This is a genomic window from Caulobacter sp. GW821-FHT10A06 (genome assembly GCF_059415805.1).
Genome location: NZ_JBWKNY010000007.1, coordinates 156948 through 171597, shown reverse-complemented (window position 1 = coordinate 171597; position 14650 = coordinate 156948). Strand labels below are relative to the sequence as shown.

Annotated in this window: 16 protein-coding genes and 1 pseudogene; 10 read left to right on the top strand and 7 right to left on the bottom strand. The window is 68.5% G+C overall.

The genetic code is table 11. The annotated features are described in order from the left end of the window. Positions 1-342 precede the first annotated feature (342 nt). Complete coding sequence (locus tag AC07NF_RS21665) at positions 343-483, top strand: hypothetical protein (RefSeq protein WP_494627325.1); 141 nt, start codon at positions 343-345, stop codon at positions 481-483. A 77-nt stretch (positions 484-560) separates the two neighbouring features. Continuing rightward, complete coding sequence (locus AC07NF_RS21660) at positions 561-1073, top strand: hypothetical protein (protein WP_494627327.1); 513 nt, start codon at positions 561-563, stop codon at positions 1071-1073. Here AC07NF_RS21660 and AC07NF_RS21655 read toward each other — a convergent pair. The 4 genes and pseudogenes from AC07NF_RS21655 to AC07NF_RS21640 form a co-directional block, all read right to left on the bottom strand. Then, entirely contained in the window at positions 1050-3347 is a 2298-nt protein-coding gene (locus AC07NF_RS21655) for a CHASE2 domain-containing protein (RefSeq protein ID WP_494627590.1), read from the bottom strand. The two genes, AC07NF_RS21660 and AC07NF_RS21655, sit on opposite strands and share 24 nt — an antisense overlap. A gap of 32 nt (positions 3348-3379) precedes the next feature. After that, complete coding sequence (locus AC07NF_RS21650) at positions 3380-4699, bottom strand: FecR family protein (RefSeq protein ID WP_494627329.1); 1320 nt, start codon at positions 4697-4699, stop codon at positions 3380-3382. A 5-nt stretch (positions 4700-4704) separates the two neighbouring features. Further along, entirely contained in the window at positions 4705-5529 is an 825-nt protein-coding gene (locus tag AC07NF_RS21645; RefSeq protein WP_492815446.1) for a response regulator transcription factor, read from the bottom strand. A gap of 55 nt (positions 5530-5584) precedes the next feature. Continuing rightward, positions 5585-6816, bottom strand: a pseudogene (locus AC07NF_RS21640) (winged helix-turn-helix domain-containing protein). Between the two features lie 71 nt (positions 6817-6887). Between AC07NF_RS21640 and AC07NF_RS21635 the strand changes: the two are divergent. Beyond that, entirely contained in the window at positions 6888-7733 is an 846-nt protein-coding gene (locus AC07NF_RS21635; RefSeq protein WP_494627331.1) for an aldose 1-epimerase, read from the top strand. On the opposite strand, the gene AC07NF_RS21630 is transcribed toward AC07NF_RS21635, so the two are convergent. Then, positions 7723-9021 carry a lytic murein transglycosylase gene (locus AC07NF_RS21630; protein ID WP_492815444.1) on the bottom strand — a complete coding sequence of 433 codons (1299 nt, stop codon included), beginning with the start codon at positions 9019-9021 and terminating at the stop codon, positions 7723-7725. The two genes, AC07NF_RS21635 and AC07NF_RS21630, sit on opposite strands and share 11 nt — an antisense overlap. 219 nt (positions 9022-9240) lie before the next feature. On the opposite strand from AC07NF_RS21630, the gene ykgO reads away from it, so the two are divergent. The 7 genes from ykgO (at position 9241) to AC07NF_RS21595 (ending at position 12910) form a co-directional block, all read left to right on the top strand. After that, on the top strand, positions 9241-9366 hold the full coding sequence (gene ykgO, locus AC07NF_RS21625; protein ID WP_004616427.1) for a type B 50S ribosomal protein L36: 126 nt from the start codon (positions 9241-9243) through the stop codon (positions 9364-9366). Further along, positions 9366-9983: an HAD family hydrolase gene (locus tag AC07NF_RS21620; RefSeq protein ID WP_494627333.1), complete on the top strand. Its 618-nt coding sequence runs from the start codon at positions 9366-9368 to the stop codon at positions 9981-9983. Before ykgO ends, AC07NF_RS21620 begins: the two co-directional genes overlap by 1 nt. A 24-nt stretch (positions 9984-10007) precedes the next feature. Beyond that, positions 10008-10883, top strand: a complete 876-nt coding sequence (locus AC07NF_RS21615) for an NAD(P)-dependent oxidoreductase (RefSeq protein WP_494627335.1) — start codon at positions 10008-10010, stop codon at positions 10881-10883. A gap of 92 nt (positions 10884-10975) precedes the next feature. Beyond that, complete coding sequence (gapR, locus tag AC07NF_RS21610; protein WP_172269802.1) at positions 10976-11245, top strand: nucleoid-associated protein GapR; 270 nt, start codon at positions 10976-10978, stop codon at positions 11243-11245. Between the two features lie 47 nt (positions 11246-11292). Beyond that, positions 11293-11628: a hypothetical protein gene (locus AC07NF_RS21605; protein WP_492815441.1), complete on the top strand. Its 336-nt coding sequence runs from the start codon at positions 11293-11295 to the stop codon at positions 11626-11628. A 73-nt stretch (positions 11629-11701) separates the two neighbouring features. Beyond that, positions 11702-12193: a hypothetical protein gene (locus AC07NF_RS21600; protein WP_494627338.1), complete on the top strand. Its 492-nt coding sequence runs from the start codon at positions 11702-11704 to the stop codon at positions 12191-12193. 222 nt (positions 12194-12415) lie between these two features. Beyond that, positions 12416-12910, top strand: a complete 495-nt coding sequence (locus AC07NF_RS21595; protein WP_492815439.1) for a hypothetical protein — start codon at positions 12416-12418, stop codon at positions 12908-12910. 102 nt (positions 12911-13012) lie between these two features. On the opposite strand, the gene AC07NF_RS21590 is transcribed toward AC07NF_RS21595, so the two are convergent. Both AC07NF_RS21590 and AC07NF_RS21585 read right to left on the bottom strand, forming a co-directional pair. Further along, positions 13013-13111 (bottom strand): hypothetical protein, encoded by a 99-nt coding sequence (locus tag AC07NF_RS21590; protein ID WP_494627341.1) that lies wholly within the window; start codon positions 13109-13111, stop codon positions 13013-13015. After that, positions 13111-14583 (bottom strand): sigma-54-dependent transcriptional regulator, encoded by a 1473-nt coding sequence (locus AC07NF_RS21585; protein ID WP_494627343.1) that lies wholly within the window; start codon positions 14581-14583, stop codon positions 13111-13113. Before AC07NF_RS21585 ends, AC07NF_RS21590 begins: the two co-directional genes overlap by 1 nt. Positions 14584-14650: the final 67 nt, after the last annotated feature.

Genomic DNA, 14650 nt, shown 5'->3' with positions numbered 1-14650 from the left:
GACCGTCAGTCGCCACCCCCGGGACGCTGGATAGGCTACCGCGCGGGCCGCGAAAAGGCGCTTTGCGGGTCCAATAGCGGCGTTTTTCCTACCGAAGCTTCGAAAACACTCCGGTCGAGACAGGGCGGCGCTCGCCCGTCCGATATATTTCTGTGGCGAAATGTCGCGGCGGTCGCCAGAGCGCGGCGCCGTCTTTCGCAGCGCTGCCGTGGGGCGCGAAATGTCCGGGTTCGGCGCGCCTGGACAATGTAATCCATTGTAAAATCAAGGCCGCAACCTCTGGTCCCGTGCGCGCACGTGCTCTTTAACCTTGTTCAACGCGAATGGGAGCGCGCGATAAGAATGAGCCGGATCAGCGCCATGCCGCAGCCCTCGGGGCGTCGCCGCCGTCTGGCGCCGCTGATCCTCGCCATCGGTCTCGCCGCGCTCATCTGGTTGGCCATCGCCCTGGGCGGCGCGGCCGTCGGCGCCTGGCTAGCGTGAGCTTTCTGGTAAACGTGACCGGAAGCTCAACCCGCGCTATCTTCTGAACGATCGTGGTTCTCGGGGCGAAAAACATCATGCGCGCACCTATGCTTGTCCTGGCCGGGACGGCGCTCCTGGCGCTGAGCGCCTGCGCCACGCCGCGCGCGGTGGGGCAGGGCGATGTGTCCGCCGTGAAGGGCGCGGCGGTCGCTGCCTTCTCCAGCCAAGCCGATGGCGACGACGCCGCCTTCGCCAAGGCCGTGCAGGGCCAGGCCATCAACCGCCTGGGCGGCGTGACCGGCGGCCAGCCCGCCTATCTGGTCCAGGTCGGGGTGGCGGTCGCGCCGCTGGCCATGGGCGTCTCGTCCGCCGCCGGCGCCCTGGACACGACCGCGTGGCGCAGCCAGGCCGAGAAGCGCCGCTGGTGGCAGTTCTGGGGTCACAAAGGCCCGGCCCGCACGGTCACCTTGGCGGTCGTCGACGCCAAGACCGGCAAGACCACGGCCTGGTCGTCGATCCGCGTGCGCAAGGGCGAGCCGGCCGACGTGGCAGACCTGCTGGTCTACGCCCTACAGGCGCCCGCCCTAAAGACGCCCACTAAGAGCTGAAGCCGGTTCCACGCTGAGGCCGTGGCGCGGCAGGCGTACGGTGAATTCGGCGCCCACGCCCGGTTCGCTGCGGCACGAGACTTCGCCGCCATGGCGGGCGACGGCGGCGTGCACGAAGGCCAGGCCCAGACCCACGCCATTGGTCGCGAAGTCGTGGCCGGGACGCTCGAAGCGTTCGAACGGCCTGAAAGCGGTGGCCGCCTCTTCGCGTGAGAAACCCGGACCCTGGTCGGCGATGGCGACATTGGCGGTCGGGCCGGTGGCCGAGGGTTCTTCCGACAGGGTGACGGTGATGGTCGAGCCCTCGGGGCTGTACTTCACCGCATTGCCCAGCAGGTTGACGAGGGTTCGGGCCAGGACGCTGCGATCGCCCAGCACCATCAGGGGCATGTCGTCGCCGACCTGCTTGATCTTGATCTTGCGCTGCGCCGACTGGGGCCAGACCTCGTCGATGGCCTCGATGGCGACGTCGGACAGGTCAACGGGCTCCAGCGACACCGGCGTCACCTCGGCCCGCGCCAGCTGCACGAAGCCGTCGGCCAGGGCCAGGGTGCGCTTGGCATAGGCCGACATGCGTTCGGCCAGCTCGGGCGGCACGTCGGGCGTGGTGGCCAGCAGGGCCAGGATCGAGGTCTGCGGCGAGCGCATGTCGTGGGTCAGCAGTTGCAGGGCCTGCTCGCGCTGGCGCATGGCCGCCGTCAGGATCGAGATGTCGGCCAGGCGCACGATCCAGCCGGCCCCGGCCCCCACTTCGTTGGTCCGGAACACGGTCTGCAGCTGGTAGGCGCGACCATCGGGCAGGTGCAGGTCGATCGGGTCGTGACGCTCGGTTTCCTGCGGCCAATCCAGCTCGAAGCGGCGGCCCAGCGGCTCCAGGGTGTTGATCAGATCGGCCAGGGACGCGCCGTGCAGCACCGCCTGCGATGGTCGGAACAGCATCTGGGCGGCGGCGTTGGCGGCGATCACCCGGCCGCGCGCGTCGGCGACCAGGGTGGCGTCGGGCAGGCTGAACAGGGCGTCGGCCGAGAAGCGGCGCAGGTCGTCGATGCGGGTGATGGCCTCGCCCAGGTCCAGCGCCTGGCGGGCGACGACGTCGCTCTCGAATTCCTTGGCCGTCTCGCGGGCGGGCGCGCCACGGCCCCGGACGATGCCGCGCACCCGGGTCAGCTCACGGCTCAAGAGGTCGTTGACCCGGCCCAACTGCATCCAGCCCCAGACCAGGGCGACCAGCTTCAGCCCGATGACCGTGGTGATCGGCGACAGCCAGAAGTGGCCCAGCCAGAACATCGCCGCCGAATAGGCCAGGCCCAGCAGGCACAGGCCGATGGTCAGCACCAGGTTGGCGCGCGGCGGCAGGACCAGGAAGCCCACCATCAGCAGCCACAGCAAGGTGAGGCTGAAGGCGACGCGACCCCACGGCCCGGCCGGCTTGACCATCAGGCCGCTGCGCAGGCCGTCCAGGATCGAGGCCTGCAGCTGCACCCCGGTCATGCTGGCGGCGTCCGGCGTCACCGGGGTCGGGAAGGCGGGGCCAAGACCCGGCGCGGTCAGGCCGACGAAGACGGTGCGGCCGGCGATCAGCGAGGGCGGCACCTCGCCTTCCAGCACGCTGGCGAAGCTGACATGGCGATAGATCGACGGCGGGCCGGCGAACGGGATCAGCAGGGTCTGGTCCAGGCCGCGGGTCGGATCGCGGTCGCCGGGCGTGCGGGTGGCGCGGTGGACCACGGTCATCAGGTCGGGGCTCAGCGCCGGGCCATTGGCCTCGAACGGGGCCATGCGGCGCACCACGCCGTCGTCGTCGAACCGCACATGGGCCAGGCCGACGCCGGCCGCGCCGTGAGCGATCTCGGGCGTCGAGCCGACGATGCGTGGGGGCGCGTTCCCTCCGGCGTCCTGCAGGAACTGGGGCAGATAGACCTTGCCCGAGCGGGCGATCGCCTCGCCGAGGGCGCGGTCGTGGGCGGCATCGGGCGACGGCTGGCTGAACAGCACGTCGTAGACGATGGTCTTGGCCCCGGCGTCGTTCAGCCGGTCGACCATCGCGCCGTGCACGTCGCGCGACCAGGGCCAGGCGCCCAGCTCGGCCAGGCTGCGGTCGTCGATGTCGACGATCAGGATCGAGGCGTCGGGCGTGCGGCCGTTGGAGCGGGCCAGGACGTCGTACAGCACGTCGTCCACCCGCTTGGGCGGCGAGACGGCGAAGACGGCGAACACCAGGCTGGAGACGATCGCCAGCAGCAGCCATGACAGCAGGCGGCCCCCACCGATGATGGAGGCGCGCTGGGCCCTGGCGCCGCCCTGTGTCACTTGCCGATCTGCAGGGTTTGCAGCGCCCCGACCTTCTCGGTCGTCGTCCCGTTCTTGAAGCGGACGGCGACGACGCGCCAGGCATAGGCGCCGGGCGGCAGGTCGGTCAGGGTCACCTGCGGTTCGGACAGGCCCGGCTGGTCGACCAATGCGACCTTGCCGCCCTCATTGAACAGCTGGAAGCGATAGACCCGCACGCCGTCGCCGGCCGAGCTCCAGCGGAACAGGAACTTGCGGTGCTTGCCCTCGCGGGTGTCGCCCGGCGCGCCGGCGTCCAGGGTGTCGAGGTCGCGGTCGAAGCTGTAGTCGGCCGGGAAGCCTTCCAGCCCGCCGCCGTCCAGGGCCGTCAGGCGAACGAAATAGGTGCCGTTGGCGACCTCGCCGAAGTCGGTCGCGGGTTCCTTGACGGTGGCCTCAGCGAAGATGTCGACAAAGCCGGCGTCGCGCGACAGCTGCAGGCGATAGGACGCCGCGCCGGCGATCGGCTGGACGGTGAAGTGGACGGTCTTGTCGCCTTGCGTCTGACCGCCGTCGCCCAGCTTGGGGGCGGGCAGCAGCTTGACCGGCGCGCTGACGCCGCCGGCCGTGGCGCTGACGCCGAAGCCGGCCGGCACGGGCGGATTGGCCGAGGCCACGGCGCCCGGATCGACGCCCACGGCGCCCTTCAGCACTTCGGTCTGGGCCTTGTCGCCATCGGCGCCGACGCGGAACTCGGTGCCGCGCACGGCCGAGACCGAGACCGGCGTGCGGACCTCGAACTGGCCAGCCGGATTGGTGGTCGGGGTGGCCGAGATCGTGCCGCGGCCCTGGTCCAGCTGGAACACGCGCTGCGGGGCGTTGTTGATCAGCACCTGGCGCAGTTTGGCGATGCGCACGCGGGTGTTGGACGGCAGGGTGACGCGCGAGGCGTCCTCCAGCTCGAAGGTGGCGAAGGCATTGGCGCCGGTGATCACCACCTGGCCCTCGGTCAGGGCCATGCCGACGCGGGCCGGGGCGCGCTGGCCGTTGGTTTCGATGAACACCGGGCCGGTGAAGGCCGACAGGCTGGCGGCGATCGGCGTCGACTTCAAAAGGTTCGGGTCGATGTTCAGCTGCGAGCCCGGACGCAGGCGCGTCGGCTGCTGCACGCGGTTGGCCTTCTGCACCGTGCGATAGTCGCCCGGCTTGTTCAGATAGGCGCGGCCCAGGCCGATCAGAGTGTCGCCCGGCTTGACCACATAGGCCACCGGCGCCTCGCCGGCCGGCCTGGCTTGCGCATACGCGCTGCCGCCCAGCATCGCCGCCAGGATCAGACCCGCCCCCACAGCCTTGGTCATGGTCTTCAGTCTCCCCCGCCCGCGCTCGCTTCCGCCGTCTCGGGATCGCAGGCTTCCAGACGATAGCCGAAACCGTAGACCGTGCTCAGTCGGAAACCGTTGCTGGGCCGCAGGTGCAGCTTGGCGCGCAGGCGTGAGACGTGGGCGTCCAGGGTCCGGGTCTCGAGATCGGGCCGCTGTCCCCAGATCCGGCGCAGCAGATATTCGCGCGACAGCGGACGGGACAGGTTGTTGAAGAGCAAGCTGGCCAGCTGGAATTCCTTGGGCGTCAGGGCCTCGACGTGACCGTTCCAGCTGGCGGTCTGGGCGCCGGGGTCCAGGCGGTACTGGCCGTGCTGCTCGGTCTGCGGCTGGACCGGCGGACGGTGGATGCGGCGCACCACGGCGTTGACCCGCGCCAGCAGTACCTGAGGTTGCAGCGGCTTGACGATGTAGTCGTCGGCGCCGGCGTTCAGGCCCGCGACCAGGTCGGCCTCGATCGAGCGGCTGGTCAGCAGCAGCACGGGCGGCGCGGTGGCCGGATCCTCGCGCAGCAGCTTCAGCGTCTCCACGCCCGACAGCTCGGGCATGTTCCAATCCAGAATCACCAGGTCGAACGTCTGCTTGCGCAGCTCGGCCAGGAAACGCGAAGGTTGGGTGAAGCTGGTGCACGTGAAACCAGCGGGATCTAGCACAGAGGCGACAAGCGCATTGTGGCTTTGATCGTCGTCGAGCAGGGCGACTTTCATCTGGTCCATTAAGCTGGGAGGTGGCGCGCCTCGCGGGGGAGCGAGACGCGCCGCGGTCAGCTCACTGTCGGTGGGGCGACGAGAAGGCGACCAGCCATCCATCTCTACCTTGCCCCGCCCTTGGTTGCTCGACTTTGAGCAGCATTTTTACAATGCTTTACAGTCCAGTCGAACCCTCTTTCATGTCCCGAGGCGGACGATTGAACCCAGAGCGGGCGCCAGATCGCCCGTGGGGCGAACTCCCACGCCGGAAAGCCCCAACCAGGACGCCATAAGGGCTAGCTCGCCGGCCAGCCTGGTAGCGGTATCGGCGTTCGCGTTAGGTTCGGCATGGGCGGCTAGCACCAGGAGCTTGCCGGCCTTGCGGTCAGCTTTCAGGTCCACGCGGGCGGTGATCGCCTCGTCCTGAAGAAAAGGCAGAACATAGTAGCCGTGGGTGCGCTTGTGGGCCGGGGTATAGATTTCCAGTCGCACGCGGACGCCAAATATTCGTTCCGTCCGGTCGCGGAACCAGATCAGGTTGTCGAAGGGCGAGAGCAGAGCGTTGGCCTTCACCGCGCGAGGGCGGCGGGTTTCTGGCCACAGATAGGCCGGAGCATCCCAGCTCGTTACTGCGACCTTCAGTAGAGTGCCGTCGGCGACTAGGGACGCGACGCCGTCGCGGGCGTCGGTCACGCCAAGCCGGAAATAGTCCCGCAAGTCGCGCTCGGTGGCCACGCCCATGGCGCGGGCCGAGATCTTCAGCAGTTCGCGGCAAGCCTCTGCGCGATCGGGCGTCGGGGTGTCCAGGATCGCCTTGGGCAGCACCCGCTCGGGCAGGCCGTAGACGCGCTCGAAGCTGCCCCGGCGCGTGGCGGTGGTCAGGCGGCCGGTCCAGAACAGGCACTCCATGGCCCGCTTGCCCTCGCTCCAGCCCCACCAGCCGCCTTCGCCCTTGGCCCCCAGCTCCAGCTCCGAAGCCGCCATCGGACCGCGCTCGGTGACGGCCGCCAGGGCCTGGTCGATGAAGTCGGCGTGGCTATGCAGGAAGGCCGAGACGTTTTTCCAGACACCGACGCCCTGAGCGGCGTCCTCCATGCGCCAGCGCAGGTGCGGATGGATCCACAGCGGCGTCAGCGAGGCCTCGTGCGCCCAGTACTCAGCCAGCGCGCGCTTCTTCCCCCAGGCCAGGTCGTCCAGCAGGGTCCGGTCGTAGGAACCCAGGCGCGAGAAGAACGGCAGGTAGTGCGAGCGCGAGAGAACATTGACCGAGTCGATCTGCACGACGCCCAGGGCCTCGATCGTGGAGAGCAGGTGGCGCTTGCCGGGCGCGGCCGGGCGGGGGCGTCCGAAGCCCTGGGCCGCCAGGGCGATGCGCCGCGCGTCCTTGGCGGAAAGGGTCTCGACCATGCGGGCAGTTGAGCTTGCGTCGGGACGGGGCGCAAGGCAGTGAGACCGCTAACAATCTGGGAGCAGCGTCCATGACCGTGATCGAAAAGGGCTCGGCCCGTCTCGTGCTCGCGCCCGAGGTCGGCGGCGCGATCGCCGCCTTCACGATCGACGGCCGCGACGTGCTGCGGCCGATGGCGGACGGCGCGACCGACGCCTTGCTGGCGTCGAGCTTCCCGCTGGTGCCGTTCTGCAATCGCATCCCGAACGGCCGCTTCACCTTCGAGGGGCGCGAGGTCGTGCTGCCGCCGAACCTGGCGGGCCATCCGCACACGCTGCACGGCCAGGGCTGGCGCGCGGCCTGGACGGTGGAGAAAGCCGAGGGCGGCGAGGCGGTGCTCTCTTATGACCACGCGCCCGGCGACTGGCCGTGGGCCTATCGCGCCGAGCAGCGCCTCGTGCTGAGCGAGACCGGTTTGCGCATAGAGCTGACCGTGACCAACGTCGGCGACACGGCCATGCCGGCCGGCCTGGGCTTCCACCCCTACTTCCCGCGCCGCGACGGCGAGGTGCTGACGGCCGCCAATGATGGCGTCTGGATGATCGACGCCGATGTGCTGCCGACCGTCCACCATGCGGGGCCATGGGAAGCCGACTGGGCCGCCGGCGCGGCGGTCGAGGGCCATGGCCTAATCGACCACTGCTACACCGGCTGGAACCAGCGGGCGGTGCTCTCCGCGCCCGGCCAGCCGGACACCGTCGTCACCGCCTCGGCCGAGTGCCGCTGGCTGCACGTCTATGTGCCGCCGGGCGAGGGCCACTACTGCGTCGAGCCCTGCGCCAGCCGCCCCAACCCGTTCGGGGAAGGGGAGACCGGCATGGTGACGCTTCAGCCGGGCGAGAGCCGCGGTATCTGGATGGAAGTGGTTACGGGGTAATCCCGGCCTGGGCCTTCAGCCGGGCGACCATGTCGTTCGACAGATAGCCGTCCGCCGGCAGCTGGTTGCTCTGCTGCCAGGCGCGTAGGGCCTTGCGGGTGCCGGCGCCGATGACGCCGTCGGCCGGGCCGGGATTGAAGCCGACACGGGCCAGGGCGATCTGGGCGGCCATGCGGTCGGCCAGGGCCAGGGGCGTCTCGACCGGCCAGGCGGTGACCAGCGGCCCGCCGCCGCCAAAGCGGTCGGCCAGCAGGCCGATGCCCAGGGCGTAGGACGTCGAGTTGTTGTAGGTGCGGATCGCGAAGTGGTTCGGCAGGGCCAGGAAAGCCGGACCAGCCGCGCCCGAGGGCAGGATCAGCATCGCCGGCTGGGCGGCGTCGGCCGCCGTCCAGGGCAAACCGTCGGCGCGGCGCACGCCTCGCGCTTCCCACCAGGCGGGGATTTGCTTTTCGACCTCGGTGACCGAATAGTCGAAGCCAGCCGGCAGGATCACTTCCTTGGCCCAGCCCACGCCGGGCTTCCAGCCGCCCTTGGCCAGCAGATTGGCGGCCGAGGCCAGGGAGTCGGCGTCCGAGCCCCAGATGTCGCGCTTGCCGTCGCCGTCGAAGTCGACGGCCGTGGCGCGATAGCTGGACGGGATGAACTGGGTCTGGCCCATGGCCCCGGCCCACGAGCCCTTGAGCTGGGCGCGGGTGACCTCGCCCGAATCGATGATCTTGAGGGCCGCGATCAGCTCGCCCTCAGCCCAGGCGCGGCGGCGGCCGTCGGCGGCCAGGCTGACCATCGAGCGGACGACGTCGAAATTGCCCTGCAGCTGGCCGAACGCCGACTCCATGGCCCAGACGGCCAGCAGGATGTCGCGCGGCACGCCGTAGCGGGCCTCGATGGTCGGCAGGAAGGCCAGCTCGTCGCGCTTGCGGCGGCCCACGGCCACGCGGTCGTCGCTGATCACCCCGGCGATATAGGCGCCGACCGGCTTGGAGAATTCCGGCTGGCGGCTGTCCAGGCTGATGACCTTGGGATCGGGCGTGACGCCCGACAGCTCGCGGTCCAGCAGCTGCGGCGACAGGCCGGCGGCCAGGGCGCGGCCCCGGAAGTCCAGCAGCCAGGTGTCAAAAGCCAGCTCTCCGGCCGGCACGGGCGTGGCCGGACCCTGAGTCGGCGCGCTGGGCTGGGGCCTCGGCGCGGGCGGCGGCGGCGGGCTGACGGCGGTCAGCGGCCCCTGCGGAGAGGTGTCCGCGCAGCCGGCGAGCAAGAGGACGAGAAAGACGCGACGATCCATGGCCATGAGGCGGAAGCTACCGGGGTTCGAGTAAAAGCTTCAATCACAAGCGCGCCAGACGGGTGAAGTTCCCCTGAAGCCCCGAAGACTCTATTGTGAAAGGCCCTTGAGCGCATTGACTCCGAGCCGCGTCGCACTTATACGCACCGCCTCCGAAACACCCCGGATGTTCCGGCCGTCATCTTGTACGCGCCCGAACCTCTCCGCCGAAGTACAGAGACGGTCATGAAGGTTCGCAGCTCGCTGAAGTCGCTGAAGGGTCGCCACCGCGACTGCAAGATGGTTCGCCGCAAGGGCGTCATCTACATCATCAACAAGACCGACCCGCGCTTCAAAGCCAAGCAAGGCTAATGACCTTGTCGCGTCCCAGAGCCGTTCTCTGGGATGTCGGCAACGTCATTGTGCGCTGGGATCCCCGCGCACCGTACGCGAAGATGTTCAAGGAACCGGCCGATCTCGACCGGTTCCTTTCGCATGTCTGCACCATCCCCTGGCACGTCGAGCACGACAAGGGCGTCGGCTTTCCTGAGAACGCCGCGCCGCTGATCGCGCGCTTCCCGGAGCATGCCGACGCGATCCGCGCCTGGGATGAGCGTTTCCACGAGATGCTGTCGGGACCTATCCCTGAGACGGCCGCGGTGATCGACGCCCTGGCCGAGCGCGACGTGCCTCAGTTCGCGCTGACGAACATGCCCCAGAGCAAGTGGCTGGCGGTGCAAGCGATCTCGCCCCGCCACTTCGGCTATTTCCGCGACGCCATCGTCTCGGGCGACGAGAAGGTCATCAAGCCGGACCGGCGGATCTACGAGATCGTGCTGGAGCGCACGGGCCTCCAAGCCTCCGACCTGCTGTTCATCGACGACAGCATCGCCAATATCGAGGCGGCTGCGGACATGGGCTTCCACACGCACCACTTCACGGATCCGGCGCAACTGCGCGCCGCGTTCGAGCGGCACGGGCTGCTCTAGATTTCCCAACTGGGGAGAACTCGCATGAACGTCGGTTTTGTCGGCCTGGGCGCCATGGGCGCGGCCATGGTGCGCAATCTGCTGGGCAAGGGCGTGTCGGTGACGGTGTGGAACCGCTCGCGGGCCATTGTCGACGAACTGGCCGCCGAGGGCGCGATCCCCGCCGCGACCGCCGACGAGGCCTTCGCCGCCGACATCGTCCTCTCCATGCTGGCCCACGACGCGGCCATGCGCGAGGTATTGGTCGACAGCGGTGTGCTGGCTCGCGCGAAGAAGGGCGTGGTCCACGTCAATCACGCCACCATCTCGACCGATCTGGCCGCCGAGCTCGCGACCCTGCATGCCGAGCTGGGCCTGGGTTATGTCGCCGCCCCGGTGTTTGGCCGTCCGCCCGTGGCGCAGGCCGGGGGCTTGAACGTCCTTTCGGCCGGTTCCGCCGACGCCGTGGCCAAGGCCCAGCCGGTGCTGGAGCTGTTGGCCGCCAAGGTCTGGCCGCTGGGCGAGGATCCGGTCCGCGCTAACGCCCTGAAGCTGGCCGGCAACTTCATGATCGTCTCGGCCATCGAGAGCATGGGGGAGGCCGTCGCCCTGGGCGAGGCCTATGGCGTCGCCGCGCCCGACCTCCTGGACATGCTGTCGTCCACCCTGTTCGCCGCGCCGATCTACAAGATCTACGGCGCGATGATCGCCGAGCGCCGCTACACCCCGCCGGGCTTCGCCGCCGAACTGGGCCTGAAGGACGTGCGGCTGGTGCTGGACGCCGCCGAGGCCAAGGGCCTGTCCATGCCGCTGGCCGACCTGGCCGAAGCCAGCCTGGAGTCGCTGCTGAGCGGCGACGACAAGAACCTCGATCTGGCCGCCATGGCGGAGATCGCCCGCGCCAGGATCGAAGGCAGGTAACAGTGGAAGGTCGCTGAATCCCGCTTCCCAGGGGCGCGGCTTCGAACTAGGTTCCGCGCCTCCCAATTCCAGCCTTCTCGCGAGATCTCCGCATGGCCGACGACGCCGTTCCCCACGCCGACGTTCTGAACAGCACCGCCCAGGGCCAACTGAAGTCGATCGTCGACCGCGTCGAGCGGCTCGAGGTCGAAAAGGCCGAGATCATGGAGCAGATCAAGGAAGTCTATAACGAAGCCAAGGGTAACGGCTTCGACGTCAAGGTGCTGAAGAAGGTGGTCCGCCTGCGCAAGCAGGACCGCGCCAAGCGCCAGGAAGAAGACGCCATCCTGGACCTGTACCTCTCGGCCATCGGCGAGATCTAAGTTTTTCCGGGTGCTTTGGCGCGCTGGGTCGGGGATAGTCCTCCGCGATGCGCGCCAAGCCGCCCGATCCTAAAGAACAGGCCAAGAAGGCTGCGCTGAATGCCCTCAAGCGGGCCAAGCGCGCGGCCGAGAAGTCGGGCGTCGAGCTCTCCGAATGGGAGGGCGAGTTCCTGACCAGCGTCGCCCAGCGCGTCGAGACCTACGGCCGGGCCTTCGCCGATCCCGAAAAGGGTGGGCGCGGCCAGGCCCTGTCGGGCAACCAGACGATCAAGCTGAAAGAAATCGTCCGCAAGGCCAAGGGCGAGAAGAAGCCCATGAGCCGCGGCAAGGGCTTCCAGCGCCGTGGGCGTCCGGAACCCGAGCCGGAAAGCGACGAAGGCTGACGTTCCCGCGACCAGGCCGGACGTCCGCGCGACGGTTTCGCGCTTAACTCCTCCTCTTCTGGGGAGAAAACACATGGAAACCGGCAAGTCGTCCTGGCGCGATCTCGCGCTGACCATCCTGCTGGCCACGGTCGTGGCCGGGACCCTCGATATCACCGACGCCTGCCTCTGGTGGGGGATCACCAAGGACGTGCCGCCCGAGCGGATCTTCCAGTCGATCGCCAGCGGCCTGCTGGGCAAGGCGGCCTTCAAGGGCGGGGCGCAGACGGCGGCCCTGGGCTTGGCGCTGCATTTCGCCATCATGGCGGTGATGGTCGCCGTCTATGTCGTGGCCAGTCAGCGACTTAGAGTGTTAACGCGCCGACCCGTCATCATGGGTCTCGCATACGGTGCAGCTACATACGTCGTGATGAACTATGTGGTGCTGCCTTTGTCCCAGGTCGGACCCCGCGGACCGTTTGTATTGTCAAGCTTCATCAATGGTCTAGCTGCGCATCTGTTCTTGGTCGGTCTCACTATCGCCATGATTGCGACGTCACGAGAAAAGATGACAAGCACAGCCTGAAGTTTGTCCCAAAGGCTTACCAAAAACTGTCGTTCGCCCATCACTGTTAAGGTCTTGGTAACGCTCCAGGCGGAAAATGTGAATGATTGTAAATAGTTAACAGTTATCCTGTTGTGGGGTTCTAGGTCGCGGCTGCTCACGGCGACCTCAGTCTCGATGCGCGCGGGCGAAAGCCTGGATCGGCCGCCGAGCGGACACCACGGCCCCTTCGGAATAGGGACAATGGCGACGACCTATCAATATCTGCTGCGCCGCAAGGCGGAGCTGGAAACCCGTATGATCGAGGCGCAGCGGCGGGCTCAGGCCCCATTCGAGAGCGAGTTGCGCGCGATCATCCTGGCGCTCGACGCGCTGAAGCAGGCCGGCATGGCCGAGCGGCTGTCTTCGGGCGAGCCGGCCTCGTTCGCGCCGCCGCTGGCGGCGGCCCCCGCGCCGGCGCCGACTCCGGCCAAGCGCGGCCGGCGAGGGCGCACGACCCGCGACATGATCCTGATGACCCTGGCCCAGGCGCCAGGCCTCAACGAGGCCGAGATCGCCCGCCAGCTGGATCACCGCTGGAGCCGTCCGGTCACCCCGGTCCAGGTCGGTCGCGAACTGGAGCAGTTGGAAGTCGAAGGCCTGGCCAAGCGGTCGGGTCCGGGCTGGATCCGGCTGGACGACCAGGTCCAGGACGACGAAGAGCGACCGAGCCTAAGCCTGGTCGCTCCTGGTCACTAGCAGAATAGACTGTCATCCCGGCCAAGCGCGAAGCGCGCAGAGCCGGGACCGCCGGAAGCTCCGAGCCTGTTGCGGTCCCGGGTCTTCGCCCGGGATGACAGGTTAAGCGCGGGGTTTCACCGACACCGGCCGGGCCGGCTTCAGCAGCGCCTTCAGGCGCTGCTCGCGCGAGATGGGTCGGAAGATCATCAAGCTCGCCATCAACCCGCTTCCTTCATGTCGACTTCGATGCCCTGCTCGCGGACCTTGCGATACAGGGTCGAGCGGCCGATGCCGAGGCGGCGGGCCACTTCGCTCATATGACCGGCATAGACGTCGATCGCGTGCTGGATCAGGTCGCGCTCGATGTCCTCCAGCGTCCGCAGGTGACCACGGTCGTCGAGGATGCGCACCGGGGCCTCGGCCGCCGTCGTCGGGGCGGACATGGCCGCGTGGGCGGCTTGTAGCAGGGCGGCCGGCGGCGGGCTCGGCGCGACCGAGACAGCCTCGATCGGCGCGGCCAGGCCCGAGATGGCCGGGAAGTCGAACGGCTGCAGGTACGGAGCGTCGGCCAGGACGATGGCGCGATAGACCGTGTTCTCCAGCTGGCGGACATTGCCCGGCCAGTCGAAGGCGGTCAGCAGCGCGATCGTTTCGGGCGAGGCGCCGATGACTCGCTTGCCTTCCTCGACGTTGAAGCGACGGATGAACGCCTCGACCAGGGCCGGGATGTCCTCGCGGCGCTCGCGCAAGCTGGGAGCCTCCAGCGGGAAGACGTTCAGGCGGTAATACAGGTCCTCGCGGAAGCGGCCGGCCGCGACGGCCTGCTGCAGATCGCGATTGGTGGCCGAGACGATGCGGACATCGACCTTGATCGAGCGCTTGGAGCCGATCGGATCGATCTCGCCCTCTTGCAGCGCGCGCAGCAGCTTGACCTGGACGTCCAGCGGCAATTCGCCGACCTCGTCCAGGAACAGGGTGCCGCCGTCGGCTTCCTTGAACTTGCCCAGGTGCTTGTCCGAAGCGCCGGTGAACGAGCCCTTCTCGTGGCCGAACAGGATCGACTCGACGAGGTTCTCGGGGATGGCGCCGCAGTTGACGGCCACGAACGGCTTGCCGGCGCGGTCGGACGAGCCGTGCACCGCGCGGGCCAGCAGCTCCTTGCCGACGCCGCTTTCGCCGGTGATCAGCACGGGGATGCCGCTCTTGGCGGCGCGTTCGCCCATGCGCTTGACCATCGACATGATCGGCGAGCCGCCAATCAGGTCGGCGAAGGTGGTCTTGCCGCCGGCGCGCTTGGTCAGGCGTTCGACCTCGCCCTTCAGGTCGCCCATCGACAGGGCGTTGCGGATCGAGACGGTGATCCGCTCCGGAGAGGCGGGCTTGATGAAGAAGTCGGCGGCCCCGGCCTGCATGGCCTTGACCACGGTGTCGACGCCGCCGCTGGCGGTCAGCACGATCACCGGCTGGGTGAAGCCGCGGGCGCGCATTTCCTTCAGCGTGTCCTGGCCGTTCAGGCCGGGCATGACGAGGTCGAGCAGGATCACGTCAGCCGGAGCGCCGGACGTCAGGTGCGCGATCGCCGCGTCGCCGCCCTCGGCGTGCGAGACCGCGAAGCCTTCGCGCTCGAGCACCGCCTGGATCAGCCGACGTTGTGTCGGGTCGTCATCGACGACAAGGACCGTTTTGGTCATTAGGCACATCCACCATACCGGCCACGCTCGCATGGAGCAGGGCTCTTGTTGGTTCAGAGTGATACAG

Bases quoted from the DNA above. Each gene is read 5' to 3' on its own strand.
- AC07NF_RS21665 (WP_494627325.1), top strand. From the start codon at position 343: ATGAGCCGGATCAGCGCCATGCCGCAGCCCTCGGGGCGTCGCCGCCGT.
- AC07NF_RS21660 (WP_494627327.1), top strand. From the start codon at position 561: ATGCGCGCACCTATGCTTGTCCTGGCCGGGACGGCGCTCCTGGCGCTG.
- AC07NF_RS21650 (WP_494627329.1), bottom strand. From the start codon at position 4,699: ATGACCAAGGCTGTGGGGGCGGGTCTGATCCTGGCGGCGATGCTGGGC.
- AC07NF_RS21645 (WP_492815446.1), bottom strand. From the start codon at position 5,529: ATGGATGGCTGGTCGCCTTCTCGTCGCCCCACCGACAGTGAGCTGACC.
- AC07NF_RS21635 (WP_494627331.1), top strand. From the start codon at position 6,888: ATGACCGTGATCGAAAAGGGCTCGGCCCGTCTCGTGCTCGCGCCCGAG.
- AC07NF_RS21630 (WP_492815444.1), bottom strand. From the start codon at position 9,021: ATGGCCATGGATCGTCGCGTCTTTCTCGTCCTCTTGCTCGCCGGCTGC.
- ykgO (WP_004616427.1), top strand. From the start codon at position 9,241: ATGAAGGTTCGCAGCTCGCTGAAGTCGCTGAAGGGTCGCCACCGCGAC.
- AC07NF_RS21620 (WP_494627333.1), top strand. From the start codon at position 9,366: ATGACCTTGTCGCGTCCCAGAGCCGTTCTCTGGGATGTCGGCAACGTC.
- AC07NF_RS21615 (WP_494627335.1), top strand. From the start codon at position 10,008: ATGAACGTCGGTTTTGTCGGCCTGGGCGCCATGGGCGCGGCCATGGTG.
- gapR (WP_172269802.1), top strand. From the start codon at position 10,976: ATGGCCGACGACGCCGTTCCCCACGCCGACGTTCTGAACAGCACCGCC.
- AC07NF_RS21605 (WP_492815441.1), top strand. From the start codon at position 11,293: ATGCGCGCCAAGCCGCCCGATCCTAAAGAACAGGCCAAGAAGGCTGCG.
- AC07NF_RS21600 (WP_494627338.1), top strand. From the start codon at position 11,702: ATGGAAACCGGCAAGTCGTCCTGGCGCGATCTCGCGCTGACCATCCTG.
- AC07NF_RS21595 (WP_492815439.1), top strand. From the start codon at position 12,416: ATGGCGACGACCTATCAATATCTGCTGCGCCGCAAGGCGGAGCTGGAA.
- AC07NF_RS21590 (WP_494627341.1), bottom strand. From the start codon at position 13,111: ATGGCGAGCTTGATGATCTTCCGACCCATCTCGCGCGAGCAGCGCCTG.
- AC07NF_RS21585 (WP_494627343.1), bottom strand. From the start codon at position 14,583: ATGACCAAAACGGTCCTTGTCGTCGATGACGACCCGACACAACGTCGG.